This is a genomic window from Rhodopseudomonas palustris (genome assembly GCF_003226555.1).
In the GTDB taxonomy this organism is placed as follows: Bacteria; Pseudomonadota; Alphaproteobacteria; order Rhizobiales; family Xanthobacteraceae; genus Rhodopseudomonas; species Rhodopseudomonas palustris_I.
The window spans coordinates 65,974-87,769 of the sequence record NZ_QKQS01000038.1; the positions used below are offsets into that span (position 1 = coordinate 65,974).

The following is a 21,796-nucleotide window of genomic DNA, read 5'->3' on the forward strand; positions in this document are numbered from 1 at the left end:
GTCAATCGATGCTCGCATCGATATTAAGCACAACTATCTCCAGCACTATAAAGCATCTCATCCGATCCCCACCACCTCCAACTCCTGCGCGCCCTTCCCCACCACGTCGCCGACGCTCTTGCCTATCAGCAGCCGCGCCACCGGCGAGGCGAACGAGATCGTGCCCTGCTTGGGGTCGGCTTCGTCTTCGCCGACAATGCGGTAGGTTTGGACGCGGCCGTCGGCGCGGCGGAAGGTGACGGTGGAGCCGAACGCGACCTCGTCGGCGGACGGCGGATCGGGCATCATCTGCGCGGTGCGAACGCGCGCCGCGTAGTAACGGGCGTCGCGGAGCGGGATCGCTTCGGCGCGGCGGCGTTCGTTGACGTCCTCGATCGCAGCTGCGGCTTCGAGCGCGGCCTTCGCTTCCGCAAGCAGACCCTCGAGCGCGGCCAGCCCGGCGGCGGTGACGAGGTTCGGATGCGGCGAGATCGGGCGATCCGGCAGCACGGTCTCCGAGGCGGTCTCGGCACTGTCTTCCTTGGTAAAAGCGACGCTCACTTCATAACTCCATCTCGGCACCAAAACGGCACCGCTACATCAGCCATCGGCCAGTTTCGGATTTCAGCTCTCGACCTCTACGTGCCGTCCCGGTTCCATCCGGTCGTGCAGGACGCGGACGATCTCGATCAGGCCTGGCTCGAATACTCGATAGAAGATCACATGGACCGGCCGGCCGACCGGGGGCTCCAAGCTGTCATTCCGACTATGCCGGATGTGAAAACTCCGGACACCTGCGAATAGTTCGCCGTGATCGACCGTCGAGCGCCCCTTCGGATCCGCTGCAATGCGCCGCAGGGCTGCGGAGAGGAGAGCGCGATAACGGACGCGCGCATCGACGCCGTGCAGCGTCTCGCTGTTGCGCAGCACCGCGGCGATATCCGCCCTCGCCGCCGGTGAGAGCCGATAGCGTGCCACGGATCACCGCGGATCGGACGCGGCAAGGTCGTCCAGCGCGGCGTCGAGGTCAGCATCTTCCACCTCGGTGAATTCGCCGCGATCCAATGCGTCGAGTCCGGCTTTGAGCTGCGTGCGCAGCAGTTCGAGCCGCAATTCGTCGGACCTCAGGCGATGCTGCAAACCACGCACGGCATCACGGATCGCCTCGCTGGCATCCTGGTACTTGCCGGCGCGGACGATATCCTCCACGAACGCGTCCTGCTCGTCGGTGAGATTGACGTGACGGGTCGGCATGGTGGAACTCCTTGAGCCATCGAGACTAACCCGATCGGCAAATTTCGCCAACCGGCCCCGCTATGCGTTGCCGCCTCAGTTCGCCCGCGTCCAGGTCGAGGATTTGCAGATCAGGCCGCCCATCGCGCAGCCCTGGGTGGTCAGGGTGGCGCCGGACAGGCTCATCTTGCCGGTGTAGGTCTTGCCATCCTCCGGATTGAAGGCGCTGCCGGCCCAGGCGTTCGGCCCGGTGGGCTTCATGTCGAAGAACACCTTCTGGCCGACCTTGGCGGGGGTCTCGACGCCCGGCTTGATCCACACCAGCGTGCCGCAGACCGCGCCGCCGCACGGCGCGAACTTGACCTTGGAGGCGCCGGTATCGCGCAGCCAGGTGCCGACGACGTCGTCGGCCCGCGCGGCTGTGGTCGCTGCGATCGCGGCCAGCAGGCCGAGTCCGGCGAGCCATCCCGCCCGGCGCATGGTCGATGTCGTCATCATGTCCCCTCCCGATTGCTTGTGCTGCGGCGAGCCGCCGCTTGGTAAGAGCTGAACGTGCGCCGCGTCGCAAGTCAACGGGGCCTGCCGAACGCAAACAACTCGCTTGCCGGAAAGATCACGCCAGCCAGTTCTCGACTGCCAAGCCCTGCACGCGGCCAAACTCCTGCGTGTTCGCGGTGACGATAGTCGCACCGACCGACTTGGCATGAGCTGCGATCAGCAGGTCGTTGCTGCCGATCGGCGTGCCGGCCGCTTCGAGAGAACAGCGGATCGCCCCATAGGCTTCGTCGGCAGGCGGCTCGAACGGCAGCACGTCGATTTCCTCGAGCAGATCGGCGACGGCCTTGGTCAATCTGACCGACCCGCTCTTGGCGCAGCCGTAGCGGAGTTCGGCGGCGACGATGATACTCGTGCAGACGTTCCGTTCACCGACCTCGGCGATGCGGCGAACAGCAGCGCCGTGCGGATTGCGGATCAGATCGGAGAGGATGTTGGTATCGAGCAGGTAGCGCGTCACAGCACCTTCTCCGGCGCCGGCGCGGGATCATCGATGACCGGGAACGGCTCGTCGAGCGGCGTCATCGATTTCAGCAAAGCGATCAGTCCGCGTTTGCGGATCGGCTCGATCACCAGGCGATCGCCCTCGCGATGCATGATCGCTTCATCACCGGGCATCTCGAATTCCACCGGAATGCGAACGGCCTGATTGCGACCGTTACGGAACAGGCGGACGTGGCGCCGATCGGTCACGGGCAGCCTCCTCTTGGCATATGCCAAAAACATATGCCTCACGCGATGCCCCCGCAAGGGCACCTATTGCGCCAGCACCGTCTCCAGCCGCGCCAGCACCGCTGCGATGTCGGCGGTGACCTCGGCGGCCTCAACCCACACCACGCGATAGTCGCGCTGTTCGAGCCAGTCTTTTCGCGCGGCGCGGTCGTTCGCGACCGTCTCGCCCTCTCCCGGATGGATCAGCTCAATCGCGACGCGGCGGGTGAAGGAGACGAAATCCGGGATGTGGCGGCCGACCGGGGTCTGGCGCTTGAAGTTGCCGGCAAAGCGGCGGTCGGTGCGCAGCTTCTCCCACAACAGCCGCTCGGCGTCGGTGGGATTGCGGCGGAGCAGCCGCGCCAGCCCGCGCAGCGAGCCACCGTCGGCCTCGGTGCCGCCGGCCGCGCGCTCGGCCAGCAGCGCGCGCAGCCGCGTGGCCTGCTCGCCGTCGAGCACACCGCCCTTGGCCGGGCCCTTGCGGCCGTCGGCGATCGCCATCACCACCCCGTGCAGCGTGTGCATGTCCTGCTTGCTCGGCTCCATCCGGGTGAAGATGTTGCGCAGGTTCACCAGCATGGTGTCGCGCTTCTCCGGCGGGCGGAGGAATTCGACGCGGTCGAGCTCGGCGACCAGATTGGAAAAGAACGCGTCGATCTGATGCTGCGAGGCGCGCGGGCTGCGCTCCGGCATCTCGTAAGGCAGCGCATTCTGGGTGGCGTGCTTGAACCACTCGTAGCCCATCAGCAGCACCGCCTGGGCCAGGTTCAGCGAAGCGAACGCCGGGTTGACCGGGAAGGTGACGATGCGGTTAGCGAGCGCGACCTCGTCGTTCTCCAGGCCATGGCGCTCGCGGCCGAACATCAGGCCAGTGGTGCCGCCCGACGCGGTCTCGGCGACGATCTCACTCGCGGCGGCTTCCGGCCCGCGCACCGGCTTGGCCTGATCGTGGGCGCGGGCGGTGGTGGCGAACAGCAGCGTACAATCCTTGACCGCCTCGGCGACGCTGTCGAACAGCTCCACCGCGTTCAGGATGTGGTCGGCGCCGGCGGCGGAGCGCTGCGCGGCGATGTTCGGCCAGCCGTCGCGCGGCTTCACCAGCCGCAGCCGGGTCAGCCCGAAATTGCCCATCGCGCGGGCGCACATCCCGATGTTCTCGCCGAGTTGGGGCTCGACCAGAATCACCACCGGCCCGTCGAGCGCGGTCGCGGGCTTGGATCGGTCGGTGCCGGAACCGGACATGGGCATGGTCTTTCAAAAACGGGCGCCCTCGGAGTGATCCGAGGCGGCGCGGGAGGAAGCGGGGAAAGCCGCGGGGCGCGGGCCGGACAACGGCGGCCGCCGCGCCTTCCCGTTGCCAAGGCGGCGCGCAATTCTCAAGCAAATAGTGGATTTGCCGCACGCTTTGCACCGCTGTGACGTGCGCTTGACACAGCGCGCGCCCGCCCCGCCGCCGGCCGCGGCGGTGCTCGGGGCCGCTGCGGTCCCGAGCCATGCGCGAACGCGCTGCGAATCCGTCCAAATTGCTTCCCCAATCGCCTTTCGGCCGGTCCGGGGCGGTGCTATAGCGGGCGCGGCTTTAGTCCAATTCCCGCCCCTTTAAGCGCAGAATCACAAGAAGGCCCGATCCCGCATGGCGAAAATCAAGGTGAAGAATCCCGTCGTGGAACTCGACGGTGACGAGATGACCAGGATCATATGGCAGATGATCAAGGACAAGCTCATCACCCCGTTCCTTGATGTCGAGCTGATGTATTTCGACCTCGGGATGGAGCACCGCGACAAGACCGACGATCAGGTCACCATCGATGCGGCGAACGCCATCAAGCAGGTCGGCGTCGGCGTCAAGTGCGCCACCATCACCCCGGACGAAGCGCGGGTGAAGGAGTTCGGCCTCAAGAGCATGTGGAAGTCGCCGAACGGCACCATCCGCAACATCCTCGGCGGCGTGATCTTCCGCGAGCCGATCATCTGCAAGAACGTGCCGCGGCTGGTGCCGGGTTGGACCAAGCCGATCGTGATCGGCCGCCACGCTTACGGCGACCAGTATCGCGCGACCGACATCAAGTTCCCCGGCCCGGGCACGCTGACGATGAAGTTCGTCGGCGAAGACGGTTCGGTGATCGAGCGCGAAGTGTTCAAGGCGCCCGGCGCCGGCGTCGCGATGTCGATGTACAACCTCGACGAGTCGATCAAGGACTTCGCCCGCGCCTCGCTGAACTACGGCCTGATGCGCAACTACCCGGTCTATTTGTCGACCAAGAACACCATCATGAAGGTGTACGACGGCCGCTTCAAAGACATCTTCCAGGAGATCTTCGACGCCGAGTTCAAGACCGAATACGACGCCAAGGGCCTGACCTACGAGCACCGGCTGATCGACGACATGGTCGCCTCGGCGCTGAAATGGTCGGGCGGCTACGTCTGGGCCTGTAAGAACTACGACGGCGACGTGCAGTCCGACACGGTGGCGCAGGGCTACGGCTCGCTCGGCCTGATGACCTCGGTGCTGATGACGCCGGACGGCAAGACGGTGGAAGCCGAAGCCGCTCACGGCACCGTCACCCGCCACTATCGCGAACACCAGAAGGGCAAGGCGACCTCGACCAACTCGATCGCCTCGATCTTCGCCTGGACCCGTGGCCTCGCCCATCGCGCCAAGCTCGACAGCAACGAAGAGCTGGCCCGCTTCGCCGATACGCTGGAGAAGGTCTGCGTCGACACCGTCGAAGCCGGCGCGATGACCAAGGACCTCGCGCTGCTGGTCGGCGCCGACCAGCGCTGGCTGTCGACCGAGGGCTTCCTCGACAAGGTCGCGCAGAACCTGAACAAGGCGATGAGCGAGACCAAGGCCGCCTGATCGGGCGCAACGGCTGAACAATCGAAAGGCGCGGATGTCTTCCGCGCCTTTTTCGTTTGTCGCGCCGTTGGACTAAGGTTCGGCGCATCGATCCGTCATCACTGAAAGCGACCGCCTGCGCCCATGACCTCACTGCTGACCTTCTTTGCCGCCGCGCTGATGGAGATCACCGGATGCTTCGCGTTCTGGGCCTGGCTGCGGCTGGGCCAGTCGCCGCTGTGGCTGATCCCCGGCATGCTGGCGCTGGCACTGTTCGCCTACCTGCTGACGCTGGCCGACAGCCCGCTCGCCGGCCGCGCCTATGCGGCCTATGGCGGCATCTACATCGCCAGCGCGCTACTGTGGGGCTGGGCGATGGAAGGCAATCGTCCCGACCATTGGGACGTGATCGGCGCCGCGATCTGCCTGGTCGGCATGACCGCGATCCTGTTCGGACCGCGCTCGCTTCCGGCATAGGCCGCTTCGCAGCCTCGACGCATCCGGCCGTGCATTCCGCATCGCGAATTTTGAGATGTTCTCGAATCCGCCCCACGCAGCACCGGTGCCGACGTTCATCTTCGGTGTCATAGTGTTCCTCGTTTCCACCAGCGGAGTTCAACGGCCGAAGCATGACACTGGAGCACAGGTGGACCGGCGCGATCTCGCAGCTCGATCTGGCCAGCGGCGTGCTGCGACAGCCCGACGGCGACTGGGTCGACGAACAGCTACATCACGGCACCAAGGTGGTCGTGGTCCTGCGCGGCGCGATGCGGGCGCGGATCGACGGCTGCGGCGGCGAGTTCAGGATCGCCGGCCCTACGGTCTGCGTGATCCGCTCGCCGGCGGACGCCTGCGGTCGTCAGATGGTGAGCGCCGACGAACCGCTGCATTACGTGATGGTCAAGGCCGGCTGTGAACCCGGCAGCAAGCCCGACCCTGCACGCGATCCGCTGACATCGCTGCTCTCGACCGACCGCCCGAGCCTGCAACACATCGCTGCGCCGCGCGCGCTGCAGGCGCTGTGCACGCAGCTCGAAGTCTGCCCCTTCGTCGGTGCGGCGCGCGAGCTGTTCTTGTCCGCGAAGGCGCTCGAGATCCTCGCTTGGGCATGCGAAGCGGTCGAGACGACATCCGCGGTCGAGACGCTGCGGCCCTCGCTCGCCGACATCGAGCGGTTGAAGAAGGCGCGCGCCCTTCTGCTGGAGCGGCTCGGGGCCCCGCCGAAATTGCCGGCGCTGGCGGCGGCGGTCGGGCTCAATACGCGAAAGCTGACGGACGGATTCCAGGCGGCGTTCGGAACCACCGTGAACGACTTCCTGCAGGATGCACGCTTGAAGGAAGCGTATCGGCTGCTGTCGAGCGGCGCCACCAACGTCTCGGAAGCCGCGCACCGCGTCGGCTACACGCCCGCTTACTTCTCGGCGGTGTTCCGAAAGCGCTTCGGCATTTCGCCGCGCGATCTACTGTGATTGCGCTTTTCGGCCGCCTCCCCGAGCCGACAACGTAGAACGTTTGTAATCGTAAGAATTCGTCCGGATATCAAAAGTCCGGCGGCTTGCCGCATTCCTCGCAGTCGCGCTTCTGTGCCGCGTCCTGGAGGAATATCAAGATGACGACACAGCCGCGCTCGGCCGAACTACGCAATTCACGACAGCCCGCGAAACGCCGAGGCCGCCGATTCGCCGCCTCGCTGCCGATGAGCGCGCTGTTGCTGATCGGCACCGTCACCGAGGATGCCCGGGCTCAGGCCGCCGCATCGACGCCCGCCGCCCCGACGGCGAGCGCGCTGCCTCCGGTGGTCGTCAGCGCCCCGAAGCGCAGCAAGCCGAAGCGGACCGCCGCACGGCCGGCCGCGATCGCTGCTCCCGCAGCGCCACCCCGCCAGGCGTCACGCCCAGGCACCCCACGCGCCGCAGACGGACCGGGCTACGTGGCGCGGACCAGCACGACGGGGACCAAGACCAACACCCCGCTGATCGAGACGCCGCAGTCGATCTCGGTGATCAATCGTCAGCAAATGGACGCCCAGAACGTTCAGTCGGTCACCGACGCGCTGCGCTACTCCGCCGGCGTCGTGGCGACCACACCGGCGATCTCGCAGCGCTTCGACACGTTCAGCATTCGCGGCTTCGATGCCAGCAACAGCGGCATCTTGCGCGACGGCCTACGCGGCACGACTGCGCAGGCCTGGCCGAAGACCGAGCCTTACGGTCTCGAACGGGTCGAAGTGCTGCGCGGGCCGAGCTCGGTGCTGTATGGCCAGAACTCGCCGGGAGGCCTAGTCAATCTCGTCACCAAGCGTCCGCTCGAAACTCCGTTCCACGAAGTGATGCTGCAAGGCGGCAGCTTCGACCGGCTGCAGGGACAATTCGATCTGAGCGGACCGGTCGACAAGGACAGCCAGTTTCTCTACCGGCTGACCGGGCTGGTGCGCGACAGCAATACCCAATTCAAGGCGATCGCGGACGACAAAGTGTTCATCGCGCCGGCGTTGACCTGGCGGCCGGACCTCGACACCACGCTGACCATTCTGACCGACTACAGCCACGAAAAGTTCGGGCCGCCGCGCCCGTATATTCCGATTCAGGGCACGCTGCTTCCGAACAAGAACGGGCAGTTGCCGCGCAACCAGTTCCTCGACCAGCCCGGCCTCGACAACGATCGCACACAGTACTCCGCCGGCTATCTGTTCGAACGTCATCTCGACGACACCTTCACGGTGCGGTCGAATTTCCGCTACGGCCATGTCGACCTTCTGACCAACACCGCGTCGGGCATGAGTCTTGCGGCCGACCAGCGGACGCTCAACCGCGCGCTGTATCAATTCCGCATCGTCGGCGACACCTACGCGTCGGACAATCAGATCCAGGCCGACTGGTGGATGGGATCGACGCAATTCGTGTCGCTGGCCGGCGTCGACTATCGCCGTTCGACCGAGGACTACTACCTCAACAGCGGCCGCGCTCCATCGATCGACATCTTCAATCCGGTCTATGATCAGCCACTCGGCGTGGCGACGACGCCGAGCGCATCGACCTGGCAGACCTCCGACCAGGTCGGAATCTACGGTCAGCAACAGATCAAGTTCGACCGCCATTGGGTGCTGAGCCTCGGCGGCCGCCAGGACTGGTCGAACACCGCCACGGACAATCGCCTGAAGCGCTCGACCGCGACGCAGGACGACAAGGCGTTCACCTACCGGGCCGGGCTCGTCTATCTCAGCGACGTCGGCCTCGCGCCCTATGTCGGCTACTCGACCTCGTTCAGCCCGGTGCTCGGCACCGACTTCTACGGCCAGCCCTACAAGCCGACGACCGGGCGGCAGGCCGAGATCGGCATCAAGTACCAACCGGTCGGAGCGACCAGCTTCGTCACGATGTCGGTGTTCGATCTCTATCAGGAGAACGTGCAGACCACCGATCCGAACAACGCCCTCAATCGTCTTCAAGTCGGCGAGGTGCGTTCCCGCGGTTTCGAATTGCAGGGCGTCGCCAACCCGATCGCCGGGCTCAATCTGGTGGCCTCCTACACCCACGCCGACCTTACCGTCACCAAGAGCAACACAATGGCCGAGCTCGGCAATCGCCCGACCGGGCTGCCGGCGGACACCGCGTCGCTGTGGGGCGACTACACGTTCCAGAGCGGCCCGCTCGCCGGCTTCGGCGCCGGTCTCGGCACGCGCTATGTCGGCGAGACGTTCGCGGACGCGGCCAACACCATCGGCGTGCCGTCCTATGTGCTGTTCGACGCCGCGCTGCACTACGACCTCGGCCAGCTTCACCGCGACCTGAAGGGAATGCGGCTCGCCGTCAACGCCACCAACCTCACCAACAAGCAATACTACGTGAGCTGCTCGACCACGAGCTGCAATGCCGGCTTCGACCGTTCGGTCATCGCCAGCCTTCGCTACCGGTGGTGAACCGTTCAGGAGACCAGACGATGCGCTTCATGAATCACCTGACCCGCGCCGCGATCATCGTCGCGTGGACCGCAACGGCGCCCTGCTCCGCTTCAGCGCATGACCTGCGGCCGGGCGTTACCCAAACCGCCGTCACCTATCGCGGCGAACAGCGTTGGGCATGGCGATCGGAGGACGGAGAGACCGGCACCTTGCGCCTCGGTTTCGCTGCGCTGCCGAGCGGCGACTACCTGGTCGCCGGCTCGCTGTTGCTCGACGACGCCGAACTCGGAGCCAGCGGCTCCGCCCGGTGGCGGGGCGACCGCCTGATCGTCGACCTGATGGTGAGCGGCGGGGTTCGGGCGCAGACCCCCGACGCCGCCAAGCAGCAGCTGTTCGCGAAGGGCGCGGTGCCGAAGCAGATCGACTCGGCGGGCTTTGCGATGTTTCGCGCCGAGCTGTCGACGGCGCTCGACGGCATCACCCAGCAATATCAGACCAACGTGCTCACCGGCGGCAAGGTCCAGGGGCCGATCTATCGCAACGGCACATTGAAGCTGCTGTCGCAGTGACGATGCACGCCGAGCAACCAGCGCGGCGGGGGCCGGCTCGCCGCATCTGGCGCACGCTGCATCTGTCGCTGGCGCTGATTGTCGGCGCCGCCCTCGCTTTGATCGGCGCGAGCGGCGCGCTGCTGGTGCTGAAGGAGCCGCTGCTGGCGGTTGAGGTCGGCACCGACATCGTCAAGCCGCCGCGTAGCGCGGGACAGCCGGATGCCACCGCCGACATCTGGATCGCGCAAGCGAGCAAGCGCTACCCCGATCTCAAAGTGATCGGAGCCAACGCGCCGGGTGCAGGCTTCCTGCCCGGCGATGCTGCGATCGTGTTCGGCCGCCTGCCTCCGGGCGAACTCGGCGTCGTGTTCGTGCATCCGCAGAGCGGCGAACCGCTCGGGCTGTTCGCGTTCGACCGCTCGTGGTTCGCCGCGCTGGTCAATCTGCATCGCGGGCTGCTGCTGCCGGGGCCGCTCGGCGCCAGCGTGGTCGGCTGCTGCGGTATCGGCCTTGCCTTGTCGCTGCTGTCGGGGGCGTATCTGTGGTGGCCGCGGCAGCGCAAATGGTGGCGATCATTGTGGATCGGCGCATCCGCCGCCGGACGGCGGCGCCTGATCGAATGGCACGGCGTGTCGGCCGCCTATCTGCTGGCGCCGATGCTGATACTGGCAACGACGGGACTCGCGCTGACCAAACCGCAATGGCTGGGATTGCCGGGCGCCGCGCCGGCCAGACCGGCCCTCGGGACGGCTGATGCGGCCTGTGCCGCGGGCGGCGATCTTCGTGCCGCGATGGCCGCCGCGGCGCAAGCTCACCCCGACGCTCGCATTGTCGGTGTCGCGCTGCCGCGCGGCCCGGCCGGCGCCTATCAGATCCGGTTGCGCCCACCCGGGTCGGTCCGCAGCGAGTTCGCCGTGGAGGTTCGGACAGGGTGTGCCGCGCCGGTCACCGAAGTCGCCGACGCCAACGCCGCATTGCGGCGCGACTGGCTCAACCCGCTGCACGCCGATCTGCGGTTCGGCTGGAGCGGACAGGCGGTCGTCTTCCTCTGCGGGATCGCGCTTCCGGCGCTGTATGCGACCGGGCTGTGGCTGTGGATCGGGCGGCGGCGGCAGCACGCGCGCTGAGCACCTTCGCCAAGCCGGAGGGCTTTCGGATCACGCCGCCGCGCCGGCCGAAGCCGGGGCAGCGGGGCTGCCGCCTGCCCTTGCATCGCCGCTGCCGGGCTCGACGCCGAGACGGGCGATCATCGCGCGGGCCATGATCCAGAGGCCCGGATTGATCGCGCGCGCTTTGGCGACGATCTGGCCGCCTTTGGCGGCGAGATCTTCAGCCGCTGTGCCACCACACTGAACGCAAAAGCCAGCACCAAGTCGGCCGCGATGGTAGAAATCAGTGGGGTGTGGTGTGCTCCATCGTGCCGATATGCGGCATGACGCCGCGACCGTCCATCCGAACGAGGCTACCGATCGCCGTCGAACGCGGCGCAGATGGAACCAGTTTTGGCCGCGTGCAGAATCGCGCTCTATTGCCGCAGCCTGCGACGATTTGATCGATGTCGTCGCCCTCCCGCTACCTCACGTGATTGAAGGAACGATGGCAGTCGAAAACGGTGTCGGAGTTTACCGGGAAGCCTTGGTGTTTCTCGGGACCGCAGGCGTATTGATCCCGGTGATGACGCGATTTCGCGTCAGCCCTGTGCTCGGCTTTCTGGTCGCCGGGCTGGTGCTCGGCCCGCACGGCCTCGGCCGGATCGGCGCCGACCTCCCGGTCCTCAGCTACATCGCCATCACGTCGCAGGATGCGGTCGATCGGCTCGCCGAACTTGGCGTCGCCTTCCTGTTGTTCACGATCGGCCTAGAATTGTCGTTCGACCGGCTGTGGACGATGCGGCGGCTGGTGTTCGGTCTCGGCATGTCGCAGGTGGTGCTGACGACGGCCGCGATCAGCGGCATCGCACTGGCGTTCGGCAACACGATCGAATCGAGCCTGGTGATCGGCGCCTGTCTGGCGCTGTCCTCGACCGCGATCGTGCTGCAGCTGCTGGCCGAGCAGAAGCGGCTCGCCTCCATGGCTGGCCGCAGCATTTTCGCGGTGCTGCTGGCGCAGGATCTCGCCGTGGTGCCGATCCTGTTTCTGATCGTGGTCTTCGGCAAGGCCAGCGCGGCGGCCGGCGACGCCTCGATCGAAGCCGGCCAGGTCTGGTTCGGCCTGCTGATGGCGCTGGTGCAGGCGGCGGCCGCGATCCTGCTGATCGTCGGCTTCGGCCGGCTGGTGCTGCGGCGGCTATTCCGGCTGGTGGCCTCGACCAACAATCGCGAATTGTTCATGGCGACGATTCTGTTCGTGGTGGTCGGCACCTCGCTGGTCACCCATGTCGCGGGGCTGTCGATGGCGCTCGGCGCGTTTCTCGCCGGCCTGGTGCTGGCGGAGACCGAATTCCGCCGCCAGGTCGAAGTCGATATCGAACCGTTCAAGGGCATGCTGCTCGGGCTGTTCTTTATCTCGGTCGGAATGCGGATCGATCTGGCCGAAGTCGCGCGTTATCCGGTAATGGTCGCCACCTCGGTGATCGGCATGACGGCGCTCAAGGCACTGGTGATCGCCGGCTTGGCCTGGATATTCCGGCTGTCGCGGCCGGTGATTGCGGAAGCCAGCCTGCTGCTCGCCGGTGGCGGCGAATTCGCCTTCCTGGTGCTCGGGCTCGCCAGCTCAAGCGGTCTGGTCACGCGCGAGGTCGAGCAGTTCATGCTGCTGGTGTCCTCCGGCACCATGATGCTGACGCCGTATTTGGCGCGTCTCAGCCGCAAGGCCAGCGCGCGGGCGCGCAGCGCGGTGGCGGTCGCGGCCGGCCACGCCGATCCCCAACCCGGCGAGACGCCGCTGATCATCCTGGTCGGCTACGGCCGGGTCGGCCGTATCGTCGGCGAGATCCTGACCAAGCAGGGCAAGCCGTTTATCGGCGTCGACGTCGACGCCGAGGCGGTGGCGCGGGCGCGCAAGGCCGGTGCCAATATCGTCTATGGCGACGCCAGCCAGCGCGCCTTCCTGCGCAAATGCGGGCTCGGCGACACGCCGGCGATGGTGGTGACGATGCACGACGCCGCCGCGGCCGAGCACGTCGTCGCCGCCGCCCGTGCCGAGCGCGCCGACCTGCCGATCATCGTCCGCGCCCGCGACGCCGACCATGCCGCGCGGCTGTTCCAGCTCGGCGCCACCGACGTGATTCGCGAAGTGCTGGAAGCCAGCTTCGAGATCGCCAGCTCGGTGCTGCAGACCCTCGGCGTCCCGGCCGGCAAAGTGATCGCCGCAATCCACGACGAGCGCGACACCCGCAAGAAGCGCGTGCGCGAGGGCGTGGCCGCGGATTAACGGCGTCGTCATAGACGGCCTACGTCATTCCGGACGCCGCGCAGCGGCGATCCGGAATCTCGAGATTGTTGTGCTCAGTGCTCAATCGATCGGGATTCCGGGTTCGCGAGCTGGCGCTCGCGCCCCGGAATGATGGGGCAAGCTGTTACTTCGTCCGCGCGCGGCGGAAATGGTAGCGATAGAGCTCGCGGTCGAAGCCGAGGCCGGCATAGAGCGCGCGGCCGGCGGTGTTGTCGGTGACGACCTGCAGGCAGGCGCCGGTGGCGCCTTGGGCGGCTGCCCAGCCAAGCAGTGCGGTCATCAGGCGCTTGCCGAGGCCGTGGCCACGCAGCGCTTCGTCGACCACCACCGACTCGATCACCACCAGATCGCCGTGCAGCACGCCGTAGGCGGTTGCGACGATACGGCCGTCGTTTCGGAGCGCGACAAAGCCGGTCGGCAGCGCGATCGCCCCCACGACGCGGGCATAGACGGACGCATGCGTTGATGACTGCGCCTGCAGCCGCGTGATCGCGGCCAGCCATTCGGCATCGGCGCGCGGCGCGATGGTGACGTCCGGCGTCGCGCCGGCGAAGCTGTCGGGCGCCAGATCGCGATACAGCGTGCAGGCCTCGCCCTCAGCCATAAAGCCGCGCGCGTCGAGTTCGCGCTCGACCTGTGCCGGCAGCAGCGAGACCAGCCGCACGATCAGCGGCTGCGCCTGCGCCTGATAAAGGCGATCGAATGCGCCCAGCTGCGGCGCGATCGTGGTGATGCCCGGATGCAGCGGATTGGCCGAATTGATCCGGCGCGACACGCCGTCGCCGAACCGCAGCAGCCAATCGCCCATCAGCGCGCTACGTAAGCTCGGCCAAGCATTGTGGCAGGCCTGTTCGACCTGCCACGCCAGTACGTGGTCCATATCAGCCGCCGATGGCAGCCGCGATCGCGTCGAGTGCCGCGCCGGCCTTGGAGCCGTCGGGGCCGCCGGCCTGGGCCATGTCGGGCTTGCCGCCGCCGCCCTTGCCGCCGAGCACTTCGGACGCCTTGCGGACCAGATCGACCGCGGAAAACCGCGACACCAGATCCGGCGTGACGCCGACCACGATCGAGCCCTTGCCGTCTTCAGAGGTCGCCACCAGCGCGATCACGCCGGAGCCGATCTGCTTCTTGCCCTGATCGACGAGACCCTTGAGATCCTTAATCTCGATGCCCTCGACCGCACGCGCCATCAGCTTGATGCCGCCGATGTCGCGGACGTCGGAGGCGGCACCGTCGCCGGCAGCGCTGCCGCCCATCGCCAGCTTCTTGCGCGCCTCGGACAGTTCGCGCTCCAGCTTCTTGCGCTCGTCCATCAGCGCGGTGATCCGCGATGGCATGTCGTCCAGCGTGGTCCGCAGCTCGGCGGCGGCGAGCTTCGCCGTGGCGATCGCCGCATTGGCGCTCTGCCGCGCGTAACGCCCGGTGAGCGCCTCGATGCGGCGGACGCCGGCCGCGACCGCGCTCTCGGCGGTGATCGACACCAGGCCGATATCACCGGTGCGCTTGACGTGGGTGCCGCCGCACAGTTCGACCGACCAGCCGAGCGCGTTGGAGCCGTGCTCGCGCGCCGCTTTGCCCATCGACACCACGCGGACTTCGTCGCCGTATTTCTCGCCGAACAGCGCGCGGGCGCCGGCTTCGCGGGCATCATCGACCGCCATCAGGCGAGTAGTCACCTCGCCGTTCTCCAGCACGATGTCGTTGGCGATGTCTTCGACCTTGCGCAGTTCCTCGGTGCTGATTGGCTTCTGATGCACGAAGTCGAAACGCAGCCGGTCGGGCGCGACCATCGACCCCTTCTGGGCGATGTGATCGCCGAGCACCTGGCGCAGCGCCTCGTGCAGCAGATGCGTCGCCGAGTGATTGGCGCGGATCGCCGAACGGCGGGCGTGATCGACATCGAGCGCCAGCGCGTCGCCGAGCTTGATCGTCCCCTGCTCGACGGTGCCGAAATGCACGAACAGATCGCCGGCCTTCTTCAGCGTGTCGGTGACGACGAAACGGACGCCGTCGGCGCTGAGTACGCCGGTGTCGCCGACCTGACCGCCGGATTCGGCGTAGAACGGCGTCTGGTTCATCACGATCGCCGCGGCGTCGCCGGCCTTCAGCGCGTCGACTTCGGCGCCGTCTTTGATCAGCGCCGTGACCACGCCTTCGGCGGTCTCGGTGTCGTAGCCGAGAAATTCGGTGGCGCCGAGCTTCTCACGCAAACCGAACCACACCGTCTCGGTGGCGGCTTCGCCCGAGCCCGCCCATGACGCGCGCGCCTTGGTCCTTTGCCGCTCCATCGCGTCGGTGAACGAGGCGATATCGACGTTGATGCCACGGTTGCGCAGCGCGTCCTGGGTCAGGTCGAGCGGGAAGCCATAAGTGTCGTACAGCGTGAACGCGGTTTCGCCGTCGAACATGTCGCCCTTGTTCAGGCCGGCGCTCTTCTCGTCGAGAATCGCGAGGCCGCGGTCGAGCGTCTTGCGGAAGCGGGTCTCTTCCAGCCGCATCGTCTCTTCGATCATCGCCTCGGCGCGGACCAGCTCCGGATAGGCCTGGCCCATCTCGCGCACCAGCGCCCACACCAGCCGCCACATCAGCGGCTCGCTGGCGCCGAGCAACTGAGCGTGACGCATCGCGCGGCGCATGATCCGGCGCAGCACGTAGCCGCGACCTTCGTTCGACGGCAGCACGCCGTCGGCAATCAGGAACGACGACGAACGGAGGTGGTCAGCGATGACGCGGAACGACGCGGCGTCCCGCTCGGTCGGGCCGCGGCCGAGCGCCGACGCGGTCGCATCGATCAGGCTGCGGAACAGGTCGGTGTCGAACACGCTGTCGACGCCCTGGAGGATCGAAGCCATCCGCTCCAGGCCCATGCCGGTGTCGATCGACGGACGCGGCAGATCCACGCGCTCGTCCTTCGTCACCTGGTCGTATTGCATGAACACCAGATTCCAGAATTCGAGGAAGCGGTCGCCGTCCTCGTCCGGCGAGCCGGGCGGGCCGCCGAAGATGTGCTCGCCGCGATCGATGAAAATCTCCGAGCACGGGCCGCATGGGCCGGTGTCACCCATCGCCCAGAAATTGTCGCTGGTCGGAATCCGGATGATGCGGTCATCGGAGAAGCCGGCGATCTTCTTCCAGTAGCCGGCCGCCTCGTCGTCGGTGTGATAGACGGTGACCAGCAGCTTATCCTTCTTCAGCCCGAAATCCTTGGTGATTAGATTCCAGGCGAGCTCGATCGCGCGTTCCTTGAAGTAATCGCCGAACGAGAAGTTGCCGAGCATCTCGAAGAAGGTGAGATGCCGCGCGGTGTAGCCGACATTGTCGAGGTCGTTGTGCTTGCCGCCGGCGCGCACGCATTTCTGAGAGGTTGTGGCGCGCTGATAGCTGCGCTTCTCCAGCCCTGTGAACACGTTCTTGAACTGCACCATGCCGGCATTGGTGAACATCAAGGTCGGGTCGTTGCGCGGTACCAGCGGCGACGACGACACGATCTCGTGGCCGTTCTTGGCGAAGTAGTTCAGAAACGTAGACCGAATTTCGTTAACGCCGCTCATGTTCGTCCAATCACCCGGAATGCCCGCGAAACGCCCGCCGAACCCACCTCTTCCGGTGTCATGCCTTTTAGACGCGGGGGCGCGCGCTGTCTAGAAAGTGGGCATAGATCCAGTTGTTTGCCAGCCGGGAGGCCCACTTCCACGGGCGTTTACGAAGACCCGTTGATAGCTCGCCGACCCGCGTTGACAGCCTTGTTGAAGCCGTGTTTGTGTCCTACCTACCTAAGACTAAGTCGCGTCGGGAGAGATCGGCCCAATCCTTCAGGGAAGGGGGGGCCGGCGCCGAAGGAGCAACCGCCCCGGAAACTCTCAGGCAAACGGACCGCGCGGCCAACTGACATCTGGAAAGAGACCCTGCCGGGCGATCCCGGGACGGGTCCGCCGACGGGATAATGCTCTCAGGCACAGCGACAGATGGGGCTCGGATGGTGACGAGAAATCGGTCTCGGGAACCTTGGGAGCCTGGATATGCTGGCGGGTGACGACACCCAATCGTTGAAACGCACGCCTCTTTATGCGCTGCATCTTGATGCGCTGCATCTTGCCCGCGGCGGCAAGATGGTGCCCTTCGCCGGCTACGACATGCCGGTGCAATACGCGCTTGGCGTGCTGAAGGAACATCTCCACACGCGCAGCGCGGCGGGGCTGTTCGACGTCTCGCATATGGGCCAGATCGAGCTGCGGGCAAAGTCCGGCAAGCTGGAAGACGCCGCCCGCGCGCTGGAAACGCTGATCCCGCAGGACATCGTGGCGCTGCCGCCCGGCCGCCAGCGCTATGCGCAATTCACCAATGAATCCGGCGGGATTCTCGACGATCTGATGGTCACCAATCTCGGCGACCGGCTGTTTCTGGTGGTCAACGCCGCCTGCAAGGACGCCGACGAGGCCCACCTCCGCGCGCATCTGTCGGACGCTTGTGACATCACTGCGCTGAAAGATCGCGCGCTGATCGCGCTGCAGGGCCCGAAGGCCGAAGCCGCGCTGGCGAAATTCTGTGCAGACGTCACCACGATGAAGTTCATGGATGTCGCCGAGCTCAGCCTCGACGGCCTTGCCTGCATCGTGTCGCGCTCCGGCTACACCGGCGAAGACGGCTTCGAGATCTCGGTGCCGGCGGACGGCGCCGAACGGCTTGCGACTGCGTTGCTCGGCAATCCGAACGTGCTGCCGATCGGCCTTGGCGCCCGCGATAGCCTGCGGCTGGAAGCAGGTCTCTGCCTGTACGGCCACGACATCGACACCGGCACCACGCCCGTCGAGGCGGCCCTGAACTGGTCGATCCAGAAGAGCCGCCGCAATGGCGGCGCCCGTCCTGGCGGCTTCCCCGGCGCCCCGGCGATTCTCAGCCAGCTCGATGCAGGCGCTGCGCGGCTGCGTGTCGGCCTGCGGCCCGAAGGCCGCGCGCCGGTGCGCGAGAACGCGCCGCTGTTCGAAGCCGCCGATTCGGCCGAGCCGATCGGCACTGTCACCTCGGGCGGCTTCGGGCCCAGCCTGAATGCGCCGGTGGCGATGGGCTATCTGCCGGCCGCGCTGGCTGTGCGCGACACCGTCGTTTTCGCCGAAGTGCGCGGCCAGCGTCTGCCGCTGCGCGTCGCGGCAATGCCGTTCGTTCCGAACACCTACAAGCGCTGAGGACTCGTCATGACCACGCTCTACACCCCCGATCATGAATGGCTGAAGATCGAGGGCGACGTCGCCACGATCGGCATCACCGACTACGCCCAGGAACAGCTCGGCGACGTGGTGTTTGTCGAGCTGCCGAAGGTCGGCCGCGCCGTGAAGAAGGCCGAGGCCGCCGCGGTGGTGGAATCGGTCAAGGCCGCCTCCGACGTCTACGCGCCGATCACCGGCGAAGTGCTCGAGATCAACGAGACGCTCGGCACCGAGCCCGGCTTGGTGAATTCCGACGCCGGCGGCGCCGCCTGGTTCTTCAAACTGAAGATCACCGACAAGAGCGAACTCGACGGCCTGATGGACGAGGTCGCCTACAAGGCCCACACGGCTTAGGTCGATCAACTTTCACATTCGTCATTGCGAGCGAAGCGAAGCAATCCAGAGTCCCGAGCACTGAGCCTTGGATTGCTTCGTCGCTTCGCTCCTCGCAATGACGCGTAGAGCATTCCGAGCAACAGCCCTCGGGGCCGTTGCATTTGACGAGGACCAGAGCATGCCGCATCGCCGACCGATCGACGCCGCCAACGACTTCGTGCGTCGGCATATCGGGCCCTCACCGCAGGACATCGCCACGATGCTGACGACGGTCGGGGCCGGCAGCCTGGAGCAGCTGGTCGCCGAGACGGTGCCGTTTGCGATCCGGCATCGCGAGCCGCTGAAGCTCGGCGCGCCGCTGACCGAGAGCGAAGCGCTGGCGCATATGAGCGAACTCGGCGCACAGAACCAAGTGTTCACCTCGCTGATTGGCCAAGGCTATTACGGCACCATCCTGCCGACCGTGATCCAGCGCAATATTCTGGAGAATCCCGCCTGGTACACGGCCTATACGCCGTATCAGCCCGAGATCAGCCAGGGCCGTCTGGAAGCGTTGTTCAACTTCCAGACCATGATCTGCGACCTCACCGGGCTCGACGTCGCCAACGCCTCGCTGCTCGACGAAGGCACCGCGGCGGCGGAAGCGATGGCGCTCGCCGAACGCGCGGCGGCCAAGAGCGCCAAGGCATTCTTCGTCGATGCCGACACCCATCCGCAGACGATCGCGGTGCTGCGCACCCGCGCCGAGCCGCTCGGCTGGCGCATCATCGTCGGCAATCCGGAGACCGAACTGGAAGGCGCCGACGTATTCGGCGCGCTGCTGCAATATCCCGGGTCGTCGGGGCGTTTGAGCGATCCGCGCGCCGCGATCGCGGCGCTGCGCCACAAGGGCGCGCTGGCTGTTGTCGCGGCCGATCTGCTTGCGCTGACGCTAATCACTCCGCCCGGTGAACTCGGCGCCGACATCGCGATCGGCTCGGCGCAGCGCTTCGGCGTGCCGATGGGCTATGGCGGACCGCACGCCGGCTATATGGCGGTGCGCGACAGTCTGAAGCGCAGCCTGCCCGGCCGCATCGTCGGGCTGTCGATCGACAGCCACGGCCAGCCGGCCTACCGGCTGGCGCTGCAGACCCGCGAGCAGCACATCCGCCGCGAGAAGGCGACCTCCAACATCTGCACCGCGCAGGTGCTGCTGGCGGTGATCAACGCGATGTATGCGGTGTATCACGGGCCCGACGGCCTCGCCGCAATCGCACGCCGCGTTCACCGGCGCACCGCGGTGCTGGCGGCCGGCCTGCGGCAGCTCGGCTTCGCCCCTGACAACGGCACGTATTTCGACACGCTGACCATCGCGGTCGGCGATCGCCGCGACGCCATCGTGGCGCGCGCAGAGGCCGACAGGATCAATCTGCGGATCAACGCCTCCTCGCTCGGCATCTCGCTCGACGAGACCACGACGCCGGCGATCGTCGAAGCGCTGTGGCGCGCATTCGGCGGTTCGCTCGATTATGCGGCGGTGGAACGCGAGGCGGGTGACGCGCTCGGCACCGCGCTGCCGGCCGCGCTGAAGCGGACCAGCGACTACCTGACGCAAGCCGCGTTCCAGGACTATCGGTCGGAAACCGAACTGCTGCGCTACATGCGCAAGCTGTCGGACCGTGACCTCGCGCTCGACCGCGCGATGATTCCGCTCGGTTCCTGCACCATGAAACTGAACGCCACCACCGAGATGATGCCGCTGACCTGGCCCGAGTTCGGCAGCCTGCATCCGTTCGTGCCGAAGGCGCAGGCCGCCGGCTATCACGCGCTGTTCGCCAGGCTGGAAACCTGGCTCGCCGAGATCACCGGCTATGACGCGGTGTCGCTGCAGCCGAACTCCGGCGCGCAGGGCGAATATGCCGGCCTGCTGGCGATCCGCGGCTATCATCTGTCGCGCGGCGAGCCGCATCGCAAAGTCTGCCTGATTCCATCGTCGGCGCACGGCACCAACCCCGCGTCCGCGGCGATGGCCGGCATGGACGTGGTGGTGGTCGGCTGTGACGCCCATGGCGACGTCGACGTCGACGATCTACGCGCCAAGGCCGAGGCGCACTCGGCCAATCTCGCGGCGGTGATGATCACCTACCCGTCGACCCACGGGGTGTTCGAAGAACACATCCGCGACATCTGCGACATCGTCCACGCCCATGGCGGCCAGGTCTATCTCGACGGCGCCAATCTCAACGCCCAGGTCGGCCTGGCACGCCCCGGCGATTACGGCGCCGACGTCAGCCACCTCAATCTGCACAAGACCTTCTGCATCCCGCACGGCGGCGGCGGCCCGGGCATGGGGCCGATCGGCGTGCGCGCGCATCTGGCGCCGTTCCTGCCCGGCCATCCGGCCGAGGGCGAACCGCTGAACGGCGGCCTGCATGGCGGCGGCACGGTGTCGGCGGCGCCGTGGGGCTCGGCCTCGATCCTGACGATCTCCTACATCTACATCCTGATGATGGGTGCGGCCGGCCTGAAGCGCGCCACTGAGATCGCGATCCTCAATGCCAACTACATCGCAGCAAGGCTGCAGCCGCATTTCCCGGTGCTGTATCGCAACCAGCGCGGCCGGGTCGCGCACGAGTGCATCATCGATCCGCGGCCGCTGAAGGCCACCACCGGGGTCACCGTCGACGACATCGCCAAGCGTCTGATCGACTATGGCTTCCACGCCCCGACCATGAGCTTCCCGGTGCCGGGCACGCTGATGATCGAACCGACCGAGTCGGAATCGAAGGCCGAGATCGACCGGTTCTGCGACGCCATGATCGCGATCCGCCGCGAGATCGCGCAGGTGGAAGACGGCCGCTACAAAATCGACCAGTCGCCGCTGCGCCACGCCCCGCACACCGCGCACGACGTCACCAGCGCCGAATGGACCCGGCCCTATCCGCGCACCGAAGGCTGCTTCCCGGCGCCGAACTCGCGCACCGACAAATATTGGAGCCCGGTCGGCCGCGTCGACAACGTCTATGGCGACCGCAACCTGATCTGCTCGTGCCCGCCGGTTGAAGACTACGCACTCGCCGCCGACTACGCCCGCGCGGCGGAGTAGGAAGATCGG

19 protein-coding genes and 1 riboswitch are annotated in these 21,796 nt (G+C 66.7%); of the genes, 10 read left to right on the forward strand and 9 right to left on the reverse strand.

Translation table 11 applies throughout. From position 1 onward, the window contains the following. Positions 1 to 57 precede the first annotated feature (57 nt). From greA to DNX69_RS24210, 7 genes are all read right to left on the reverse strand, one after another. The gene (gene greA / locus DNX69_RS24180) at positions 58 to 540 is read right to left on the reverse strand and encodes a transcription elongation factor GreA (protein ID WP_110788557.1); all 483 of its coding nucleotides are present in this window, start codon (positions 538 to 540) and stop codon (positions 58 to 60) included. A gap of 63 nt (positions 541 to 603) precedes the next feature. Further along, positions 604 to 957 (reverse strand): type II toxin-antitoxin system RelE/ParE family toxin, encoded by a 354-nt coding sequence (locus DNX69_RS24185; RefSeq protein WP_110788558.1) that lies wholly within the window; start codon positions 955 to 957, stop codon positions 604 to 606. Positions 958 to 960: 3 nt separating this feature from the next. Continuing rightward, a complete protein-coding gene (locus DNX69_RS24190) occupies positions 961 to 1,233 on the reverse strand; it encodes a type II toxin-antitoxin system ParD family antitoxin (protein WP_110788559.1) in 273 nt (90 codons plus the stop codon). Positions 1,234 to 1,308: 75 nt separating this feature from the next. Beyond that, positions 1,309 to 1,710: a DUF2147 domain-containing protein gene (locus DNX69_RS24195; RefSeq protein ID WP_110788560.1), complete on the reverse strand. Its 402-nt coding sequence runs from the start codon at positions 1,708 to 1,710 to the stop codon at positions 1,309 to 1,311. 115 nt (positions 1,711 to 1,825) lie between these two features. Then, on the reverse strand, positions 1,826 to 2,227 hold the full coding sequence (locus tag DNX69_RS24200; RefSeq protein ID WP_110788561.1) for a type II toxin-antitoxin system VapC family toxin: 402 nt from the start codon (positions 2,225 to 2,227) through the stop codon (positions 1,826 to 1,828). Then, positions 2,224 to 2,460 (reverse strand): antitoxin, encoded by a 237-nt coding sequence (locus tag DNX69_RS24205; protein WP_234827067.1) that lies wholly within the window; start codon positions 2,458 to 2,460, stop codon positions 2,224 to 2,226. The genes DNX69_RS24200 and DNX69_RS24205 overlap by 4 nt, the downstream gene beginning before the upstream one ends. A gap of 63 nt (positions 2,461 to 2,523) precedes the next feature. Continuing rightward, positions 2,524 to 3,720 (reverse strand): TrmJ/YjtD family RNA methyltransferase, encoded by a 1,197-nt coding sequence (locus DNX69_RS24210; protein WP_110788563.1) that lies wholly within the window; start codon positions 3,718 to 3,720, stop codon positions 2,524 to 2,526. Between the two features lie 391 nt (positions 3,721 to 4,111). On the opposite strand from DNX69_RS24210, the gene DNX69_RS24215 reads away from it, so the two are divergent. From DNX69_RS24215 to DNX69_RS24245, 7 genes are all read left to right on the forward strand, one after another. Continuing rightward, the gene (locus DNX69_RS24215) at positions 4,112 to 5,338 is read left to right on the forward strand and encodes an NADP-dependent isocitrate dehydrogenase (RefSeq protein ID WP_110788564.1); all 1,227 of its coding nucleotides are present in this window, start codon (positions 4,112 to 4,114) and stop codon (positions 5,336 to 5,338) included. A gap of 123 nt (positions 5,339 to 5,461) precedes the next feature. Continuing rightward, positions 5,462 to 5,794, forward strand: a complete 333-nt coding sequence (locus DNX69_RS24220) for a YnfA family protein (protein ID WP_110788565.1) — start codon at positions 5,462 to 5,464, stop codon at positions 5,792 to 5,794. Between the two features lie 152 nt (positions 5,795 to 5,946). Further along, positions 5,947 to 6,786: a helix-turn-helix transcriptional regulator gene (locus tag DNX69_RS24225; protein WP_110788566.1), complete on the forward strand. Its 840-nt coding sequence runs from the start codon at positions 5,947 to 5,949 to the stop codon at positions 6,784 to 6,786. Between the two features lie 140 nt (positions 6,787 to 6,926). Beyond that, a complete protein-coding gene (locus DNX69_RS24230; protein WP_110788765.1) occupies positions 6,927 to 9,236 on the forward strand; it encodes a TonB-dependent siderophore receptor in 2,310 nt (769 codons plus the stop codon). Positions 9,237 to 9,256: 20 nt separating this feature from the next. Next, on the forward strand, positions 9,257 to 9,787 hold the full coding sequence (locus tag DNX69_RS24235) for a hypothetical protein (protein ID WP_110788567.1): 531 nt from the start codon (positions 9,257 to 9,259) through the stop codon (positions 9,785 to 9,787). 2 nt (positions 9,788 to 9,789) lie between these two features. Further along, the gene (locus DNX69_RS24240; RefSeq protein ID WP_110788568.1) at positions 9,790 to 10,896 is read left to right on the forward strand and encodes a PepSY-associated TM helix domain-containing protein; all 1,107 of its coding nucleotides are present in this window, start codon (positions 9,790 to 9,792) and stop codon (positions 10,894 to 10,896) included. Between the two features lie 469 nt (positions 10,897 to 11,365). Next, the gene (locus DNX69_RS24245; protein ID WP_110788569.1) at positions 11,366 to 13,141 is read left to right on the forward strand and encodes a cation:proton antiporter; all 1,776 of its coding nucleotides are present in this window, start codon (positions 11,366 to 11,368) and stop codon (positions 13,139 to 13,141) included. 145 nt (positions 13,142 to 13,286) lie between these two features. On the opposite strand, the gene DNX69_RS24250 is transcribed toward DNX69_RS24245, so the two are convergent. Together DNX69_RS24250 and alaS are read right to left on the reverse strand one after the other, a co-directional pair. Next, on the reverse strand, positions 13,287 to 14,042 hold the full coding sequence (locus DNX69_RS24250) for a GNAT family N-acetyltransferase (RefSeq protein WP_110788570.1): 756 nt from the start codon (positions 14,040 to 14,042) through the stop codon (positions 13,287 to 13,289). A gap of 1 nt (position 14,043) precedes the next feature. Continuing rightward, positions 14,044 to 16,713 (reverse strand): alanine--tRNA ligase, encoded by a 2,670-nt coding sequence (gene alaS, locus DNX69_RS24255; RefSeq protein WP_110788571.1) that lies wholly within the window; start codon positions 16,711 to 16,713, stop codon positions 14,044 to 14,046. Positions 16,714 to 16,941: 228 nt separating this feature from the next. Continuing rightward, a riboswitch (glycine riboswitch) is annotated at positions 16,942 to 17,048 on the forward strand. Positions 17,049 to 17,181: 133 nt separating this feature from the next. Between alaS and gcvT the strand changes: the two genes are divergently transcribed. From gcvT to gcvP, 3 genes are all read left to right on the forward strand, one after another. After that, positions 17,182 to 18,345, forward strand: a complete 1,164-nt coding sequence (gene gcvT / locus DNX69_RS24260) for a glycine cleavage system aminomethyltransferase GcvT (protein ID WP_110788572.1) — start codon at positions 17,182 to 17,184, stop codon at positions 18,343 to 18,345. Positions 18,346 to 18,354: 9 nt separating this feature from the next. Further along, entirely contained in the window at positions 18,355 to 18,720 is a 366-nt protein-coding gene (gene gcvH / locus DNX69_RS24265; RefSeq protein ID WP_110788573.1) for a glycine cleavage system protein GcvH, read from the forward strand. A gap of 160 nt (positions 18,721 to 18,880) precedes the next feature. Further along, positions 18,881 to 21,787: an aminomethyl-transferring glycine dehydrogenase gene (gene gcvP, locus DNX69_RS24270; RefSeq protein ID WP_110788574.1), complete on the forward strand. Its 2,907-nt coding sequence runs from the start codon at positions 18,881 to 18,883 to the stop codon at positions 21,785 to 21,787. The last annotated feature ends 9 nt before the right edge of the window (positions 21,788 to 21,796 follow it).